Source organism: Vagococcus penaei (genome assembly GCF_001998885.1).
Taxonomy (GTDB): domain Bacteria; phylum Bacillota; class Bacilli; order Lactobacillales; family Vagococcaceae; genus Vagococcus; species Vagococcus penaei.
Map to the genome: position 1 here is coordinate 1,061,631 of NZ_CP019609.1, position 17,819 is coordinate 1,079,449.

Below are 17,819 nucleotides of genomic sequence, written 5' to 3' on the forward strand. Positions count from 1 at the left end.
GGGACACAGATGAAAAAATTAAACTCACTGCTGATTGGGATTGTCGCAATCATCATTCTATTAGGTGTCACTTCTCTACGTTTAGAACGTTCACAAGGTGTCGCTAGTGGTAAAGTGTTAACCATTTATAACTGGGGTGACTACATTGACCCAGCACTCATCAAAAAATTTGAAAAAGAATATGGCTACAAAGTCATTTATGAAACATTTGATTCAAACGAAGCTATGATTACTAAAATTCAACAAGGTGGAACAGCTTACGACTTGACGATTCCTAGTGAATACATGATTCAAAAAATGATGAAACAAGATGTTTTAGTTAAACTAGATCATTCTCGAATTAAAGGATTAGAAAATGTCGATGACCGCTTTTTAGACTTGGATTTTGATCCTGGCAATCAATACTCAATTCCCTATTTTTGGGGAACATTAGGCATTGTCTACAACGATCAATTTGTAGATAAAGGTAGTATTAACCATTGGAATGACCTATGGAAACCTGAATTAAAGAATAATGTCATGTTAATTGATGGTGCTCGTGAGGTCATGGGCTTAGCACTTAACAGTGATGGTCATTCGCTAAACAGTAAGAACATTCATCAATTAAATTCTGCTGAAGAAAAATTAACTGGTTTGACGACTAATGTCAAAGCCATTGTTGCTGATGAAATTAAGATGTATATGATTAATAATGAAAGTGCAGCAGCTGTAACTTTCTCTGGAGAAGCCTCTGAAATGCTTGATGGCAATGAGCACTTACATTATGTGATACCTGACGAAGGCTCTAATCTTTGGTTTGATAATATGGTTATCCCTAAAACGGCTAAAAATATTGACGGAGCCTATGATTTTATTAACTTCATGCTTATTCCAGAAAATGCCGCAGCGAATGCCGAGTATATTGGTTACTCTACACCGAATAAAAAAGCTAAGGCACTAATGCCTAAAGAAATTACAGAAGATGAACAATTCTATCCAGATGATAAAACAATTGAAAATCTAGAAGTCTATGAAGATTTGGGTACTAAGTATTTAGAGATTTATAATGATCTATTCTTGCAATTTAAAATGTATCGTAAATAATAAAAATAAGCCCCGTAAAGGATTAAGCCAATTGCTCAATCTTTTACGGGGCATTCTGTTTATAAATAAATCAAAAAACTAGCAGCAAAGTCTATCTAATCCTTATCTAACTTTGGTGTATCTGTTAAAGTAATATAATTAGCTATTTTCCCTTCACTCTCAAAGACAATGATCTCATTTTGTCCTGTCTTCAACAATGGTCCAGGAATATATAATCTTTGTTGTGGCCCGATTTCCCAGAAACGACCAATATTAACACCATTAACAGTCACAAAGCCCTTACCCCAACCTGTTAAATCAATAAATGTGTCACCAACTTCATCAATTTCTACGTCAAATTGGTAGAAACCTGGTTGTCCAGCATGCCAAGCTTTTGAAAAATCTAATTGGTCTAAATTATCCATTGGTAGTGAAGAAATCTTCCAATCACTTTGGAATGCCCCATTGATAATGACCCCATCTTGAATACCTTTTTGTTGATGGTTCATTTTTACAGAGTAATTCACACGTCCCATATTTTCCACTAAAATACCTAATTTATTTTCCACAGCCGTTAATTCAAAGCTACGTTTATCGTTTAATTCTAAATCATATTGTGTGCATAACCACTCGTCATTAATGAACGTCAATGCTCGGTCATTTGCGCCAATCAGTCTGTAGTCTTCAATCTCACGAGCTGGACCAATGTGACTTTCATAATAAATATAGCCTGTTGCTTGATTAATTTGTTCCATCGTTAAAGGATAATTAGACGTAATTGTCTCACTTAAATTCGACAAGTTTTCAAATAAACTCGTTTGTTTTTGGACCGTCAATGAACCATATGCCCGCTTGTGGATAACTGTGGATAACTCTACTTTTGGAATATCTGTATACTTAGCGATAACTTTTTGGAATTCATGATATTTAGGGGTAATATCGCCCCATTCAGTGAGTAACGCATCGTAATCATAACTCGTTACGTCTGGTGTTAAACGATCATAATAATTAGCTCCATTCATGAATCCAAAATTCGTTCCACCGTGGAACATATAAATATTCACAGAGCCTTCACTTAATATATCATCTAATTCCGCTGCTGCAGTCGGGCCATCCATAGTATGATGTGCCTCATCTCCCCATGCATCAAACCAGCCAATCCAAAATTCCATTACCATCAATGGGCGTTTCTCACCATGGAATTCTTTGAGACGTTTAAAATATTGTTTGATTTTAGAACCACAGTTAATCGTTGGTAGCGCACGTTCTGGGATTGTTCCATTCTCTAGCATGTCGCCCCATGGTCCATCTGATGTCACGAGTGGCACATCAACACCATATTTTTCCATTAAATCAGCCATCTTATTCAGGTATGACCGGTCATTAGAATAGCTACCGTATTCATTCTCAACTTGCATCATGATGATTGGGCCACCATGTGTAATTTGCAAATCAACAACTTGTTTAAATAACTCTTGGAAATAAGTTTCAATCTTTTCCATAAAAATCGGATTATCAAAACGAATTTTTAAATCCGGATTTTTTTGCAACCAATATGGAAGACCACCAAATTCCCATTCCGCACAAATATATGGTGCTGGGCGTAAAATCACGTGTAATCCTAATTTGCCAGCTATTTGAATAAATTGGCGTAAATTGACTTGTCGCTCAAAATGAAATTCCCCTTCATGTGGCTCGTGTAAATTCCAAGGGACATATGTTTCGACAGTATTACAACCTAACGCTTTTAACTTTTCTAATCGATCTTGCCAATATTCTGGTACAACTCGAAAATAATGAATGGCACCTGAAATAATTTTGATAGGTTCGTTATTTAAATAAAATTCATCTTTAATATCAAAAGTCTGTGTCATTAGTTTTCTCTCCTTACAATTACACAATCATACACGGCTAACGGTTGATTGTTAGTTAAATACTTATCTGATAACATATCATATGCTCCGACAAATTCTTGTGGTAACATTTGGGATTGGTTGGTAAAATTCATGACAAAATAATACTGATGTGTCTCACTTTCACGACACGTGATTTCTAAATCTGTTGCATCATTAACCACTCGTTGTAGTGATAATTGCGCAATAATATCATTAACTAATTTATGCAGAGATGTGGTATCCAATTCTGTCCCAACATACCATGCTTGACCTTTCCCGAAGGAATGCTTTGTCGCAAAGGGGTATGTTTCATAAAAGTTGCTCGTATAGTGACCCAAACTGGTAGCTCCTTCTAAATGGATAATGTCACATAACAGATGAGCATGACCTGTCGTCCCATCTTCAAAAGCAATCGTATTGCTTTGCTCTGGTGCAAGGGCATCAATTTCTTCCACCCAAATACCTAACATTTCGCGTAACGGTCCAGGATAGCCACCTAAATGAACATTATCCGATTGGTCAACAATCCCACTCATAAAGGTTGTGATAAGATGACCACCTGAGGCAACATAGGATTGAATATTATTAGCTACCTCATCTGTCACCATATACAAGACTGGAGCGATTACTAGTGAATAGTTTGACAAATCTGCGGTAGGCTCTATTAAATCAACCCCAATATTTTGCTGATAAAACGCGGCATAATACTGATGAATTTGTGCCACATAAGTCAAATCTTTATTTGGCCCACTAGTATATTCGAGCGCCCAATAATTATCCCAATCAAAGATAATCGCAACTTTATTGCGTGATTGAGTACCCATTAATTCTGTCCCAATAGTTGCTAGCTCTTTACCTAATGCTTGAACTTCATTAAACACACGAGTTTTAGTCGTTCCACCAACGTGTTCAATTACCGCACCATGAAATTTCTCACAAGCACCTTTTGACCGTCGTAATTGGAAAAACTGAATGGTATCCGCCCCATGCGCAATCGATTGATAACTTTGAGCACGCATCTGCCCAGGTTTTTTTAATGAGTTATAGGGTTGCCAGTTTTGTTGACTCGGAGTTTGTTCCATTAACATAAATGGTTGCTGCTTTAACCCTCGCATTAAGTCATGTGTCATTGCAACCTGACTCCAAGGAGTGTCATAGGCAGGGTAATTATCCCAAGACACAATATCCATCTCTTTTGCCCACTTAAAGTAATCTAAGCCTTTATAAGTCCCCATTAAGTTGGTCGTAATTGGTGTCGTGGTATCAACCGCACGTATAGCATCACGTTCCAATTTAAAATTGTTTAATAGACTATCTGACATGAAACGGCGATAATCTAAAGAGATACCTGCAAATGCCGTATTTTGCTCGTCTAATCCTTCACTCAAATAATTGGGTACCACAATATCATCCCAGTCATAAATAGTATGGCCCCAAAAAGCTAAATTCCACGCATCATTGATTGACTCAATAGTTTGATACTTTTCTTTCAACCATACACGAAAGGCTTTTTGACAATTAGCACAGAAACACTCGCCACCATACTCATTATTAATATGCCAACAACTTACATAGGGCTCACCGCCATAGCGTTCTGCTAATTTAGAAACAAGTGCTTGTGCATATTTTTGGTAAACCAAACTATTGGGACACGCATTATGGCGCTGACCAAAAACATGTTGACGTCCATAAAAATCGACTCGGCCAACTTCAGGATAACGTTTAAACAACCAAGCAGGTAAAGCTGCCGTAGCTGTTCCCATCACAATTTCTTTTTTCTCTTGTTGCAATAAAGCCACAATTGCGTCTAATTCAGAAAAGTCGTAATCGCTTTCACTTTTCTGTAATCTTGCCCATGAAAACACGTTAATGGTTGCACTATTTATATGTGCGTCATTAAAGGCTTGCATGTCTTCTTGCCAAATCTCTTTTGGCCATTGATTCGGATTATAGTCTCCGCCATATAAAAATTGATTAAATACTTGCATTATCTGTCTTACCTCCTATTTTCCTAATTCACTAATAGTGTACCGACTTTTATCAGAAAGATGTATAATAGAGTAAACTAAAAAATATAAGATTATGAAACTAGGAAGGTGTTTCTATGCCTATTTATTTCCAACTCAATCAGCAACAACTGCCTTTCACTTTAGAAAGCGTTGGCCATAACTGGTACCAAGTCTACATTAATCGGCCCGAGGGCTATCCCTACTATCATTGGCTACAAACAGAATCCGGTATAGGTGAAGTCTGGATTCAACAAAAAAAATTCGTTTAACGTGTGGTGAAGGGATTTTGATTGCCCCTTTTATCCCACATATTTATTTTTCCATTGATAACTGGCAAACAAAATTCGCAACGTTTAATGGCGAATTTAGTCCTTATTTTTCTGAAATTACACAAGTCCCTACATTTGCGATTGCTAATGATACGTCAAACTTTAACTTTTCAAATTGGATTGATGAATTAATTCATGAACACTTAGCTAATCGACTAATTGAAACTAATTTATCAACAAAATGTTATGACTTTCTACTACAATTTCGACACTTGCAACAACATAATAAAGAACAACAACATCCGCTATTTCAACAATTTGTTTTTCCAACACTGATAGAAATTGAAACAAATTATGCTAGTCAATTAACTAGTCAACAGCTTGCTCAGAAACTTTTTATTACGCCACAATATTTAAGCCGACTATTTAAACGGTTCTTAAATCAAAGTCCTTATCAATACCTCACTGACTATCGTATGAATCGAGCGAAAGAATTACTAATAAATGATTTGTATTTAGATATTCAAGACATTGCGCTACGCGTCGGTTTTATGTCTACTAGCCAATTCATTCAGCTTTTTAAACAACGAACTAGCTACACACCAAATCAATTCAGACAACTATTCTACTCATCCTCAACAAAAAAAGGATAGCTTTTGGGCTATCCTTTTAAGATTCAGATAATCAAATTAAGTCATAGCGTTTGAACTAACGGTGAGTAGTAAACCAATTTTCAATTTCAGCTAAACGTGATAAGCGTAAATTTGGTAAACCATTACGTGACAATCCGTGACTTGATTCTGGATACATCACTAACTTAGTCGGTACACCAGCTTTTTTCAAGCCCACATAAAACTGTTGCCCTTGTTCCAATGGACAACGTAAATCGTCTTCACTGTGCATCACAAGTGTCGGTGTGTTGACTTTATTCACATAGGCAAGTGGTGATAAACGCCAAAGCTCATCGACTTTTGATAAATCACGTTGTAATTGGAATTCAACAAAGAAGGCACCCACGTCACTCGCACCATAAAAACTAACCCAGTTAGAGATAGACCGTTGTGTAATAGCTGCTTTAAAGCGGTTCGTATGGCCGACAATCCAGTTAGTCATAAAGCCTCCATAACTACCACCAATAACATAAACGTCCGTTTCATCTATTTCTGGGTGTTCCGCTAATACAGTATCCAATCCGTTCATTAGATCCTGATAATCTTTATTACCATAGTCTCCTAAAATAGCTGCAACAAATTCTTGTCCATAGCCTTGTCCGCCACGTGGGTTAAGTAAAATCACGCCATAACCATTCGCAGCATGCACTTGCATCTCATGGAAGAATGTCTCCCCATAACAGACTTGTGGGCCACCATGAATATACAACATGGCTGGATGTTTTGAACTTGATGTCACTGGTGGTAAATACCAGCCTTGAATTTTCCAATCATCGACGCTCTTATACCAAAACTCTTGCGGTTGGCTTAATGTGATGTCTTTAAGCCAAACAGTATTAGGATTATAGAGTGGTGTGACAACTTTTGTCTTAAGAGATAAGGTTGCCAAGATACTTGGTTCGGTTGGCGTTGAATAACCAACTAATAGTGTGTCCTCATTAATCACAGCAGCATCTGTAAAATGATAAACACCACTAGATACTTTAGTTAACACTTTTGTCGTCAACTCTAAATTATACCAATCAATGCGGCCATTTGTCGTAATTGGAACGGCCACATAATCATCTGTTAACCAATGGGGCATAACACCTTGATTAGCTTGCTGTGTGTCACTAATAATCGCATCACCAATTTCTTCATCAAAGTCATCTGTTAATGCTGTTAGTGTGTCTGTCAGCAAATCATAAGCATATAGCTTTGTTTGTGTTACAAATGCATAACTGAAATCATTCCCTGCTAGCAGACAGGTTGTACCATTTGGTGCCATCTCAACAAACGTAAAGTTACCCTTTGGATAGTCTGTCGTCAACGACCGTTGTGTTTTTTGTGCGATATCATAGTAATAAACTGTGGTGCCGTATACCCAGTCGTTTGTATAATCTAAGTCATCCGAAATAATTAAATAAGATTCATCTGTTGCTACATATGCTAAAGCTTTTCGGCGTTCATTCGTACTAATCAATGTCTCTATTTTAGTCGCTACGTCAATTTTTTTAATCAAGTAACTCGCAACAACTTTCTTCAAACCTGACCCATCTAATTGATAGCTCAAACGCTCTGTTGTATATGGTTGAACAAATTTTGGTTTTTCTTCTGTTATCGGTGTCGTTGTTTCGTAATATAGACTTGCTCCTGTACTTGTCCACTCATAAGTCATCACACCTTCAGCTTCTTTGGTTAACGCAAAGGCACGTCCACCTGTTAATGACATCAGATAAATTTGTTGTTTTTCTTGCGCATCTTTTGCTAAAAAACTGACCCACTTATGATTTGGTGACACTTTTAAAGAACCTGTCACACCACTTTCTAATCCCCAAACTTGGCGCTCTTTTGTCCCCTGATGAATACTAACAATCTCATGACAATAGGTATTTTTTTCTTCATCAAGTCGTGTTTCTAAAAATAAAGCCATGTCATTGACATAAACTGGTTGTCCGATTGTTTTTAATTGAAATAAATCTGTCGCTTGAACTGTCTTCACATCTCTCACCCTTTATCATTTAATTATCATAATCATACCATTTAATTTTAATTTGTACACCAAAGAAAAGCGTCGATTATCAAAATAGATAATCGACGCTTTCTACAAGATTATTCTTATTAACCACAAAATAAAAATCATGTTTACCAATTAGGTTCGTAGAAATTCCCCATAATCGTGACATTTTCAGCAATACTAATAAATGCCTTAGGATCCGCTTCACGCATTGCAAATTGTAGCAATGGAATTTGGTCACGTGTAATAATTGAGATTAAAATCGTTTCTTTTTCTCGATTATACGCCCCTTCAACATCATTAATAATGGTAATCCCCCGACGAATACGTGTTTGGAATTCCTCAATCACGCGGTCAGCCTGTGTTGTCACAATCATTACCTGCATTTTCTTTTGTCGGGTATAAACCATATCAACAACCTTACCATTGACAAAAATAGAAAAGGCACTGTAAAAAGCATATGGCCAACCAAATAGAAATCCTGACATTAAAATAATACATGTATTAAAGATAATATTTAACGACCCTACATTACGTCCAGTTGCTTTACGAATCGACACACTCACAATATCAAGACCACCCGATGATAATCCACCTTTTAAAGCTAATCCCACGCCTAAGCCACAAATTCCCCCACCAAAAATGGCACAGATAATTGGGTCTTTTGACAAGGTTGTAATCGGGACAATCTGAATGAAAAATGACGTCATAAAGACCGAAATCATCGTAAAAATCGTAAATCGTCTGCTAATTTTAAACCAAGCGAGAATAAATAATGGAATATTTAAGCAATAAAGAACTACCCCCATTGGTAGATGTGTTCCCGAAAGCTTTTGTGTCAACGTCACAATAATTTGTCCTAAACCTGTTACACCACTGGCGTAAATATGCCCTGGTTGCCAGAACATATTTAACGCAATAGCCTGTAAAATACCATTTACAATAGCCATGGAAATTTTTTCCATATAAATACTACCGCCAAGGCCATCTTTCCAGTTTTTGAATGTTGTCATCATGATTTTTATTACTCCTTAATAATCAGCGCACTCAATCGTTTACTTGTCGTCAGTCGTTACATCTAATCCTAATTCAAATAATTGCAATGGTGACACAGCACTTGGTGCTGCAGTCATTAAGTCCATCGCTCGACCATTTTTAGGGAAAGCAATTACTTCACGGATATTATCCTTTTTAGCTAATAGCATCACTAAGCGGTCTAAACCTAATGCAATACCGCCATGTGGTGGAAATCCGTATTCTAAAGCATCCATTAAGAAACCAAACTGTTCTTGTGCAGATTCTTTTGTAAAGCCTAACGCAGCAAACATATCTTCTTGGATCGAACGTTGGAAAATTCTTAGTGATCCGCCACCTAGCTCATAACCATTTAAAACCACATCATATGCTTCAGCATACACTTTTTCTGGCGCTGTTTTCAGTAGCTCAACATCACTCGCTTTTGGTAACGTAAATGGGTGATGAGCCGCTGTATAGCGACCTGCTTCTTCGTCATATTCTAATAATGGCCAATCAACAACCCATAAGAAATTAAACTTATCTTGGTCAATCAAGTCTAACTCTTTTCCTAAACGATTACGCAATGCACCTAATGCAGCTGCAACAATGCTAGCTTTATCAGCACAGAACATCAATAAATCGCCCACTTCTGCCCCTGTTACTTCTTTTAATTCATCCTCAATTTCAGTTAAGAATTTAGCGATTGGTCCTTTCAAGCCATCTTCTTCAACTTTAACCCAAGCTAATCCCTTAGCTCCAAATTGGCCTAACCATGCACCTAAATTATCCATATCTTTACGTGAATATTTCGCAGCAGCACCTTTAGCGTTTAAAGCTTTCACAGATCCACCAGATTCAATCGCCGATGTAAAGACTTTAAATCCAGCAGGCTTAACAACATCTGCCACATCAATTAATTCCATGTCAAAACGCGTATCAGGCTTGTCACTACCATATCGTGCCATTGCATCATCATAAGTCATGCGTGGGAAAGGTAACGTGATTTCTTGACCCATCACTTCTTTCATCACACGAGCCAACATATTTTCTGTGTACGTTTGAATTTCTTCAGCCGTTAAGAAACTAGTTTCGATGTCAACTTGGGTAAATTCTGGTTGACGATCACCACGTAAATCTTCATCACGGAAACAACGTACGATTTGGTAATAACGATCAATTCCTGCACCCATTAATAATTGTTTTGTTGTTTGTGGTGATTGTGGTAGTGCGTAGAAGTGACCTGGATGGACACGAGATGGGACTAAATAGTCACGTGCGCCTTCTGGTGTTGATTTAGCCAAGTAAGGTGTTTCAACATCAATAAAACCATTATCATTTAAATAGTCACGAATGACACGTGATGTTTGGTGGCGTAAGCGCAATGTTTGATACATTTCTGGACGTCTTAAATCCATATAACGATACTTCATACGGACATCATCACTCACGACTTGGTCACTATCCACTGAAAATGGTGGTGTTTTAGCTTTATTTAAAATAGTAATACCAGTTGCCATCACTTCAATATGACCTGTTGCCATCTTAGGGTTGACTGCGGCAGTGTCACGACGTAAGACAGTTCCTGTTACTTCAATGACGTATTCACTACGACACTCATCAGCGATTTCCCATGCGCTTTTAGATTTTTCAGGATTAAAGACAATCTGGACAATCCCTTCACGGTCACGTAAATCGATAAAGATTAGCCCACCTAAATCACGACGTTTTTGAACCCAACCTTTTAAAGTAACTTCTTTTTCTAAATCATTTTCAGATACTAAACCACAATAAGTTGTTCTTTTTCCCATTTATTTTCTCTCCTCACATTTTTTAACTAATAAAAAAGTCCCTGCTAGTCATAAAAAACCAACAAGGACGAATGATATACACACGCGGTACCACCTATTTTTAAAATAGTCATTAAACTATTTTATCTCACACGATTAACGCTCGCTACGGAATGCCTTTTAAACATTCATCTCCAGAGTGTCTTTCCTTTTTTCATAGGTTGCTTTCAGCCACGGCTCACCTTCTCTAACGTAAATAAAAAAAGTACTTCCTCTTTCATTGATATTACCATCTATTATTACATAAATTACTAAATTTCACACAAAATGTCAAGTATCTTCGGCTTTATATTTCTACTCAATCGACAATATTTTTGCTATAATTAGATATATTACAAAAGAATGAGGAGCTAGCGTGAGAAATTCAGAAAATCAAAAAAATACAATTCGTTTATTTTTACTAAATATTGCTGTTGTCGGTATTGTGCTACTCGGTTTTTATTTCATGCGTGGCAACAATCAAATTGTGACAGTTCAAACTGTCGCCTTAAATGTTCGTAATAGTCCAACGGTGGATGCAAAAATTATTTCACAAGTTCATCAAGAAGATAGAGTAACTATTAAAGATCGAAAAGATAACTGGTACCAAATTCAGTTACCTGATAAAACAACTGGTTGGGTTCCCGACTGGCTAATTTTTGATGGTACATCAGGGCCTTATACTAGTTTACCTGGTGTCATCACACAAAGTAAAGTAGCCTTGAAAAAAGACCGTGAATCTAGTGCCAAAACAATCACCCACTTAAAACGTAAACAAGCTGTTACCATGACTTTAGAACTAAATGGATGGGTCAGAGTTCATACAAGTGACAATCAATTTGGTTGGGTGAAATCTGAGGACGTTGCCGTTCGTAAAGGACAATTCCCTTCTCTCAAGGAAAAACAAGCACTCTATGTCGCGCTTAATGATGTTACCTTAAGGAATGAAGCCTCCCTTAACTCTGAATCACTTGGCAATTTAACTTACGGAACTGACGTTGAATTTATTGGCGAAGCTAACAACTGGTATCAAGTCCGAACTAAAAAGGGGACAGAAGGTTATTTACAAAAATGGGAACTGGCAAATTTCAAACTGTCCCCAGATGATAAACGTCCGGCCACACCAATGGCTGAATATGTGGTCATGTTAGACCCTGGCCATGGCGGCAGTGATCCAGGTGCTGAATCAAACGATGGCAAAGTTTTTGAGAAAAATGTAACCTTAGCAACTGCTCAAACAGTCAAAGCTTACCTTGAAAATGAAGGCTTTAAAGTGTTAATGACTCGTGAGAAAGATGACTTTGTCCCATTACATCAAATTGCTACAAAAAGTAATGAAAGTGCTGCAGACGTCTTTATTAGCATGCACTATGATTCAACTGAATTACCAAACCAAGGTTCCGGTACAACAACGTTCTATCGTCAGGAAACGGATAAGCAATTAGCCAATATTATTAATAACAAGTTAGCTAATCAATTACCGCTAAATAATCGTGGTTTTGGTAATCAAGATTATCAAGTTTTACGAGAAAATAAAAAGCCGGCTATCTTGATTGAACTAGGTTATATGAACAATGACACAGATGCACAATATGCACAGAGTAAAAAGTATCATACCTTTGTTGCTAAAGCAATCTACTCTGGTCTAGTCGACTACTTTAAACCAACTGATAGTCTGACAACTAATTAGCTAGAAAACAAATAAATAAGCGTGATTATGAAGCTTTATCACTTCATAATCACGCTTATTTTTAATTATTTGCTTTAAATTGGAATAAAGCCCCAAATGATTGCTGCTAAAGCTCCACCAACAAACGGTCCCACGACTGGTACCCAAGCGTAACCCCAATTAGACTCACCTTTATTTTTAATTGGTAAAATTTGGTGAGCAATACGTGGTCCTAAATCCCGTGCTGGGTTAATCGCATATCCTGTAGGTCCTCCTAACGATAGACCGATGGAAACAATTAACAAACCAACTACAACAGGATTTAATCCACCTGCAAATTCTGATTGTGAAAATGCCAATAATGAAAAGACTAAAACAAACGTTCCAATCAACTCAGTAATCATGTTAGCAATTGGACTTGAAATAGCTGGTCCAGTTGCAAAGACGCCTAAAATTGTTCCAGAATCTTCTGTTGCTTCCCAATGTGGCATATAAGTAATCCAAACCAAAATCCCACCAACAATTGCTCCAGCAGTTTGAGCTAAAATAAATGGCACTACTAAGCCCCAATCAAAATTACCTGACATTGCCATTCCTAAAGTTACGGCTGGATTAATATGTGCTGGTCCCATGTAACCTGAAGCAAATACTGCTACGGTTACGGCTAAGCCCCAACCTAATGTAATAGCAACCCAACCAGCATCTTTGGCTTTACTTTTCGCTAAACTTACACCTGCAACGACACCATCACCTAACAGGACCAAAATCATTGTCCCTAAAAACTCACTAAAAATTTGTACACCTTCTGTACCCATTTCATTTCCTCCTTAATAAAAATAACCCAGTATTATAATATAATTGCTTAAGATAACAACAGTTAACAAGATAGACTTGTTAACTGTTGTTTCAAAATTAATGCCTATTTATCTGTTTTTCGTAAATATTTAAAGGCTTTAGTTGCTTTAACTGCTTCTTTCCAACCACCATATAAGAAATCACGTTCTTCTTCAGGCATGTCAGGTGTAAAGATTTTACCTTCACCACGAAATTCTTTCAATTCATCTAAATCTTTCCAGAAGCCAACTGCTAGACCAGCTAGATAAGCAGCTCCTAATGCTGTTGTCTCTAAATCTGGTGCACGTTGGACATCAATCTCAAGAATATCTGCTTGGAATTGCATTAAAACATCATTTTTAGCTGCTCCACCATCAACTTTTAGCAATGGAATATCAATATCAGCATCAGCTTTCATGGTATCAATCACATCTTTTGATTGGTAAGCAACAGCTTGCAAGGTTGCTTTAACAAAGTCTTCTTTAGTTGTGCCACGTGTCAAACCAAAGACTGCTCCACGTGCATCAGAATCCCAATATGGTGCACCAAGTCCAGTAAATGCTGGAACAACATAAACCATATTGTCATCTGTTGATGCTTTAGCGATTTCTTCTGATTCAGGTGCAGATTCAATCATTCTTAAACCATCTCGTAACCATTGAATCGCTGAACCTGCGACAAAGATTGATCCTTCTAATGCATAATAAACTTTGCCATTGATTCCATAAGCAATTGTCGTTAATAATTTATTTTTAGATAACTGTGCTTTTTCACCAGTATTCATCACGATAAACGCACCTGTACCATATGTGTTCTTAATCATGCCTGGTTCAAATGCTAACTGACCAAATAAAGCAGCTTGTTGATCTCCTGCCATACCTGAGATTGGCACTTCACTACCATAGAAGTGATAGCTTTGTGTATAGCCATAAACTTCAGAGTTACTCTTAACTTCAGGCAATAATGCTGTTGGAATATTTAATAATTCTAATATTTCAGTGTCCCATTTTAATTCATGGATGTTATACATCATTGTTCGAGCTGCATTTGAATAATCTGTCACATGGACATCACCATTCGTTAATTTCCACAATAACCATGTGTCAATTGTACCAAATGCTAATTCACCTTTTTCTGCGCGTTCTTGTGCACCTTCGACATTGTCCAAAATCCAACGCACTTTAGTTGCTGAAAAATAAGCATCCACAACTAAACCTGTCTTCTCGTGAATCATCTCAGTGTAGCCATTCGCTGTTAATTCCTCAGCAATCCCTGCTGACTGACGTGATTGCCAAACAATTGCGTTATAAATTGGTTTACCAGTTTTACGATCCCAAATAACTGTTGTCTCACGTTGGTTAGTAATCCCAATAGCTTTAACTTCTGTTGGTCGAATACCCGATTCAATTAAAGCGCCCGCAATTACTGATTGGACAGAATTCCAAATTTCATTAGGATTGTGTTCAACCCAACCTGATTTAGGGAAGTATTGCGTAAATTCTTTTTGAGCTACAGCTGCCTTATTTCCCTCTTTGTCAAACAGGATTGCTCGAGAGCTTGTTGTACCTTGGTCAATCGCTAAAATGTATTTTTTTTCAGTCATACATGATTCCTCCTATTTAAGATAGCGCTTTCTTTGCGTATTATAATCATACCCTTTTATGTAACAACAATTCCGTCATTTATTTTTTTTATTTTAAAATTATTGACGGAATTGTTATTCTGTAACTACTAACATTCTCTAAAACCTCAATCATAAGTATATATCTGTTAGTACAGCCGCATATTTTTCATGGTAAATTTGTCGAATGTACTGTTTAATTTGTGCAATATCAAAACTCGTTCCTAACTCTGACAAAACATAATGATGCGTTTGATAACGACATGACTGTTCATTGGTAATAATTAAGTCATACGTTTGACTCGCACAATACTCTTGGCAAACAACTCCATTCAAACTGTTAAGTTGTACACTTATCATTTGGAAGGCAGCTTCTTTAAATAAGTGTGTTGTATTTAAGTCGATTCCAACCATGATGTTCCGACTAATTTGACGATCAACTAATAAAAGAGTACATAAATATTTTAATTCTGTTAAATAATCTAGACCAGTTATTGGAGCCGCTTTGGGTAATAAACGATCACGGGCAACCGTCAATAAATGAGTCGATAACCTCTTAATATTATGACTCGATAAAGACTCCTCTAGTTGCCAAAAGTGCGACGTTGATGAGACTTCAATATCACCTTTAAAAAAATAAAGCCTTGGGTGATTGGATGCGAGTTGGTAATACGTCCATGCTTCTAATTCACTTGTCAATTGGATAGGTCGATAATAGCGCAAGACACACTCCAAAACAAGAGTATCAGTTATCGCAGTAGGCGTCGCATGGGAGCGCTCGTAATTATACTCTTTAAAATCTTCTTCCGATAAAATAGACATAGATAGAATAAAAATAAATTGCATTATGGCCTCTTCTTCTTCTAATTCTAGTGCATAATGTCCTAATGATCGAAAAACAAGTTCACGCAACGTTAAATAGAGCGGGTCATTTTGATAGGGTTGAAATAATTGAGGTAATTTGCCAAATTTTTTGTGGCGATAACCCATGCGCTTTTGCGAAATGGTTACCCATAAATTTAAACGTGTCTTACTTTCTTTAGACAACGATTGAAATAATTTTTTCTCTAATAAGCTGACAAGTGGATGAGTTGGTAGTTTTTTATGTTCTGGAAAATTATGATCGATGCACCAAAATAATTGAAAATAGAAATAACGAATTTGATGTTCATCACCTACTAATTTACCTTGCCAAATCATTAAGTCAAACTCAGTCAAACAGCTGTTCAGCTCTTTAATTTTTCTAAATAGCGTTGATTCACTAATCTTAAGATTAGATGCTAAAGCAACTGTCGAAAATTCGGGATTTGAAAATAGATAGGTCATAATTTTATATTTGAGGGAATCTTGATAAAAGTCTTTTTCAACTTGTTTTAATGAAAAGTTATGCGATAACGTGATAGCTAGTATTTCACCATCAAAATCAAGTGTAATCGCATCTTGGTATTTTTTTAAATACTCAATCAACTCGGTGATATATGTTTCTAATGACGCTTTTGATAAGTTTAGATAGGCTACCATCTCCTGAAAACGCATTGTGCCACCTGAAATAATTAATTTTTTTAACAACAATATTTGTTTAGCTTCTTTTTTTCTAAGAAATCATTATAGTTCACACTCATCAACATCCTTTTGTCGAAAAATATCAGAAAATTTCAGTGAATTGGTGTACTGCGGTTGATAAAAATAATTGCCCGTTTTAAACTCATCAATTGTCAACTCTTGCTCTACAGCTAAAGCATAGACATTTATTTTATCTAAAATTGGTGATTTGGACATCAGTTGAGCTCCTAATATCACATGACTCGTTTGATCAATAACGATTTTGACACGCATCACTTTTTGCCTAGTACCCACAGCCGAAAGTTCTAGAAGGTCAATTCGACTAATGACAGGTGCATCATGATACATATAGGCTTCTTCTTCTGTTAAACCACAACTGGCTAAATAATAATCAAAAAGATAAGTCCCAATTGTTCGAACGACTGGTGTCATTTTTTCTTGCAACGACACTAAATTTTTCGCGCATAACTCACCTGTTTGGATGGCATGACTAATTAGTGGCATATAAATTTTTTCATTAGTTCCTTTTAATGGTAATTGAATTAAGTCCCCAATCGCAAAAACTCCAGGAATTGACGTTTCAAGATATTCATTAGTCGCTAATGTTCGATCACTATTTTTTTGTAACGCGTCAAAAAAATCAACATCTCGTGGACGAACATTCGTTGCTAAAACAACCGTATCAACTTCATATTCCTGACGTTGTGTTGTCACCTTAAATCGCTTAGGTGGGCATATTTTTTTGACTTGTTTCACCGTTTCTCTAGAATATAACGTCACTTGAGGATACGTTTTTAAATGGGTTAAAAATGGTTGCAGAAAATCATCGTCAAAATATTTTGACAATGGATAAGATAAACTTTCCAATAGAACAAGCTTTTTATTACTATAACGTAATGAGCTAGCTAATTCCATTCCAGCCTGACCCGCACCAACAATCGCAACACTATCGCTTTGAAGCAACTGCTTCAAACTATACTCAGCCGATGTGACGTCTTTGTAAGTCAATACATCTTGGTAATCGTCTTTTAAGCGTGAAGACAGCTGTTGAGAGCCTGTTGCTAAAACTAATCGATCATAGGTAAAATTTCCTCTTGTCGTTATAACTTCGTTGTTTTCATAATCAATCGACATCACAATGGTATCTAATTCAAGTTGCACTCCAGCAGCCAATAAATCTTGCGCTTGTAAAAAATACGCCTCTTGCAATGATGCAATCGTATGATTAAAATACAAGCTTAACCCACAAGGTAAATATCCCAATTTTTTTTCTTTATCAATCAGACAGACCGAGGCCGTTGGATACAATTCTTTTGCCTTAAGTGCACAATGAACTCCTCCAAATGACCCTCCAACAATGACAATATTCATTTAATTCCCCCCTAAG

Annotated in this window: 13 protein-coding genes and 1 other annotated feature; of the genes, 4 read left to right on the forward strand and 9 right to left on the reverse strand. The window is 36.7% G+C overall.

Going from position 1 to position 17,819, the window contains the following annotated elements:
- The first annotated feature begins 9 nt into the window (after positions 1-9).
- Positions 10-1,083: an ABC transporter substrate-binding protein gene (locus BW732_RS04960; RefSeq protein WP_077275745.1), complete on the forward strand. Its 1,074-nt coding sequence runs from the start codon at positions 10-12 to the stop codon at positions 1,081-1,083.
- Between the two features lie 95 nt (positions 1,084-1,178).
- On the opposite strand, the gene BW732_RS04965 is transcribed toward BW732_RS04960, so the two are convergent.
- Positions 1,179-2,936 carry a glycoside hydrolase family 35 protein gene (locus BW732_RS04965; protein ID WP_077275746.1) on the reverse strand — a complete coding sequence of 586 codons (1,758 nt, stop codon included), beginning with the start codon at positions 2,934-2,936 and terminating at the stop codon, positions 1,179-1,181.
- Positions 2,936-4,948, reverse strand: coding sequence for a beta-galactosidase (locus BW732_RS04970; protein ID WP_179946112.1), 2,013 nt, complete (start codon positions 4,946-4,948; stop codon positions 2,936-2,938). The genes BW732_RS04965 and BW732_RS04970 overlap by 1 nt, the downstream gene beginning before the upstream one ends.
- Before the next feature lie 113 nt (positions 4,949-5,061).
- Between BW732_RS04970 and BW732_RS11395 the strand changes: the two genes are divergently transcribed.
- Positions 5,062-5,235 (forward strand): hypothetical protein, encoded by a 174-nt coding sequence (locus tag BW732_RS11395; protein ID WP_161485519.1) that lies wholly within the window; start codon positions 5,062-5,064, stop codon positions 5,233-5,235.
- Positions 5,236-5,252: 17 nt separating this feature from the next.
- Entirely contained in the window at positions 5,253-5,888 is a 636-nt protein-coding gene (locus tag BW732_RS04975; RefSeq protein ID WP_161485520.1) for an AraC family transcriptional regulator, read from the forward strand.
- Positions 5,889-5,943: 55 nt separating this feature from the next.
- Here the strand turns inward: BW732_RS04975 and BW732_RS04980 are convergent, their stop codons facing one another.
- The 3 genes from BW732_RS04980 to aspS all read right to left on the reverse strand — a co-directional run bounded on the left by BW732_RS04980 (position 5,944) and on the right by aspS (position 10,727).
- Positions 5,944-7,887, reverse strand: coding sequence for an alpha/beta hydrolase family protein (locus BW732_RS04980; RefSeq protein ID WP_228414980.1), 1,944 nt, complete (start codon positions 7,885-7,887; stop codon positions 5,944-5,946).
- 143 nt (positions 7,888-8,030) lie between these two features.
- Positions 8,031-8,918: a YitT family protein gene (locus BW732_RS04985; protein ID WP_077275749.1), complete on the reverse strand. Its 888-nt coding sequence runs from the start codon at positions 8,916-8,918 to the stop codon at positions 8,031-8,033.
- A gap of 39 nt (positions 8,919-8,957) precedes the next feature.
- The gene (gene aspS / locus BW732_RS04990) at positions 8,958-10,727 is read right to left on the reverse strand and encodes an aspartate--tRNA ligase (protein WP_077275750.1); all 1,770 of its coding nucleotides are present in this window, start codon (positions 10,725-10,727) and stop codon (positions 8,958-8,960) included.
- A gap of 60 nt (positions 10,728-10,787) precedes the next feature.
- Positions 10,788-10,996 (reverse strand) — a binding site (T-box leader).
- A gap of 125 nt (positions 10,997-11,121) precedes the next feature.
- Between aspS and BW732_RS04995 the strand changes: the two genes are divergently transcribed.
- On the forward strand, positions 11,122-12,435 hold the full coding sequence (locus BW732_RS04995; RefSeq protein ID WP_077275751.1) for an N-acetylmuramoyl-L-alanine amidase: 1,314 nt from the start codon (positions 11,122-11,124) through the stop codon (positions 12,433-12,435).
- A gap of 74 nt (positions 12,436-12,509) precedes the next feature.
- Here BW732_RS04995 and BW732_RS05000 read toward each other — a convergent pair whose 3' ends face one another.
- The 4 genes from BW732_RS05000 to BW732_RS05015 all read right to left on the reverse strand — a co-directional run bounded on the left by BW732_RS05000 (position 12,510) and on the right by BW732_RS05015 (position 17,803).
- A complete protein-coding gene (locus tag BW732_RS05000) occupies positions 12,510-13,229 on the reverse strand; it encodes an MIP/aquaporin family protein (RefSeq protein WP_077275752.1) in 720 nt (239 codons plus the stop codon).
- A gap of 104 nt (positions 13,230-13,333) precedes the next feature.
- Positions 13,334-14,851, reverse strand: a complete 1,518-nt coding sequence (gene glpK, locus BW732_RS05005) for a glycerol kinase GlpK (RefSeq protein ID WP_077275753.1) — start codon at positions 14,849-14,851, stop codon at positions 13,334-13,336.
- A gap of 150 nt (positions 14,852-15,001) precedes the next feature.
- Positions 15,002-16,441 carry a helix-turn-helix domain-containing protein gene (locus BW732_RS05010; protein ID WP_152023773.1) on the reverse strand — a complete coding sequence of 480 codons (1,440 nt, stop codon included), beginning with the start codon at positions 16,439-16,441 and terminating at the stop codon, positions 15,002-15,004.
- Between the two features lie 33 nt (positions 16,442-16,474).
- Positions 16,475-17,803: an NAD(P)/FAD-dependent oxidoreductase gene (locus BW732_RS05015; protein ID WP_077275755.1), complete on the reverse strand. Its 1,329-nt coding sequence runs from the start codon at positions 17,801-17,803 to the stop codon at positions 16,475-16,477.
- Positions 17,804-17,819: the final 16 nt, after the last annotated feature.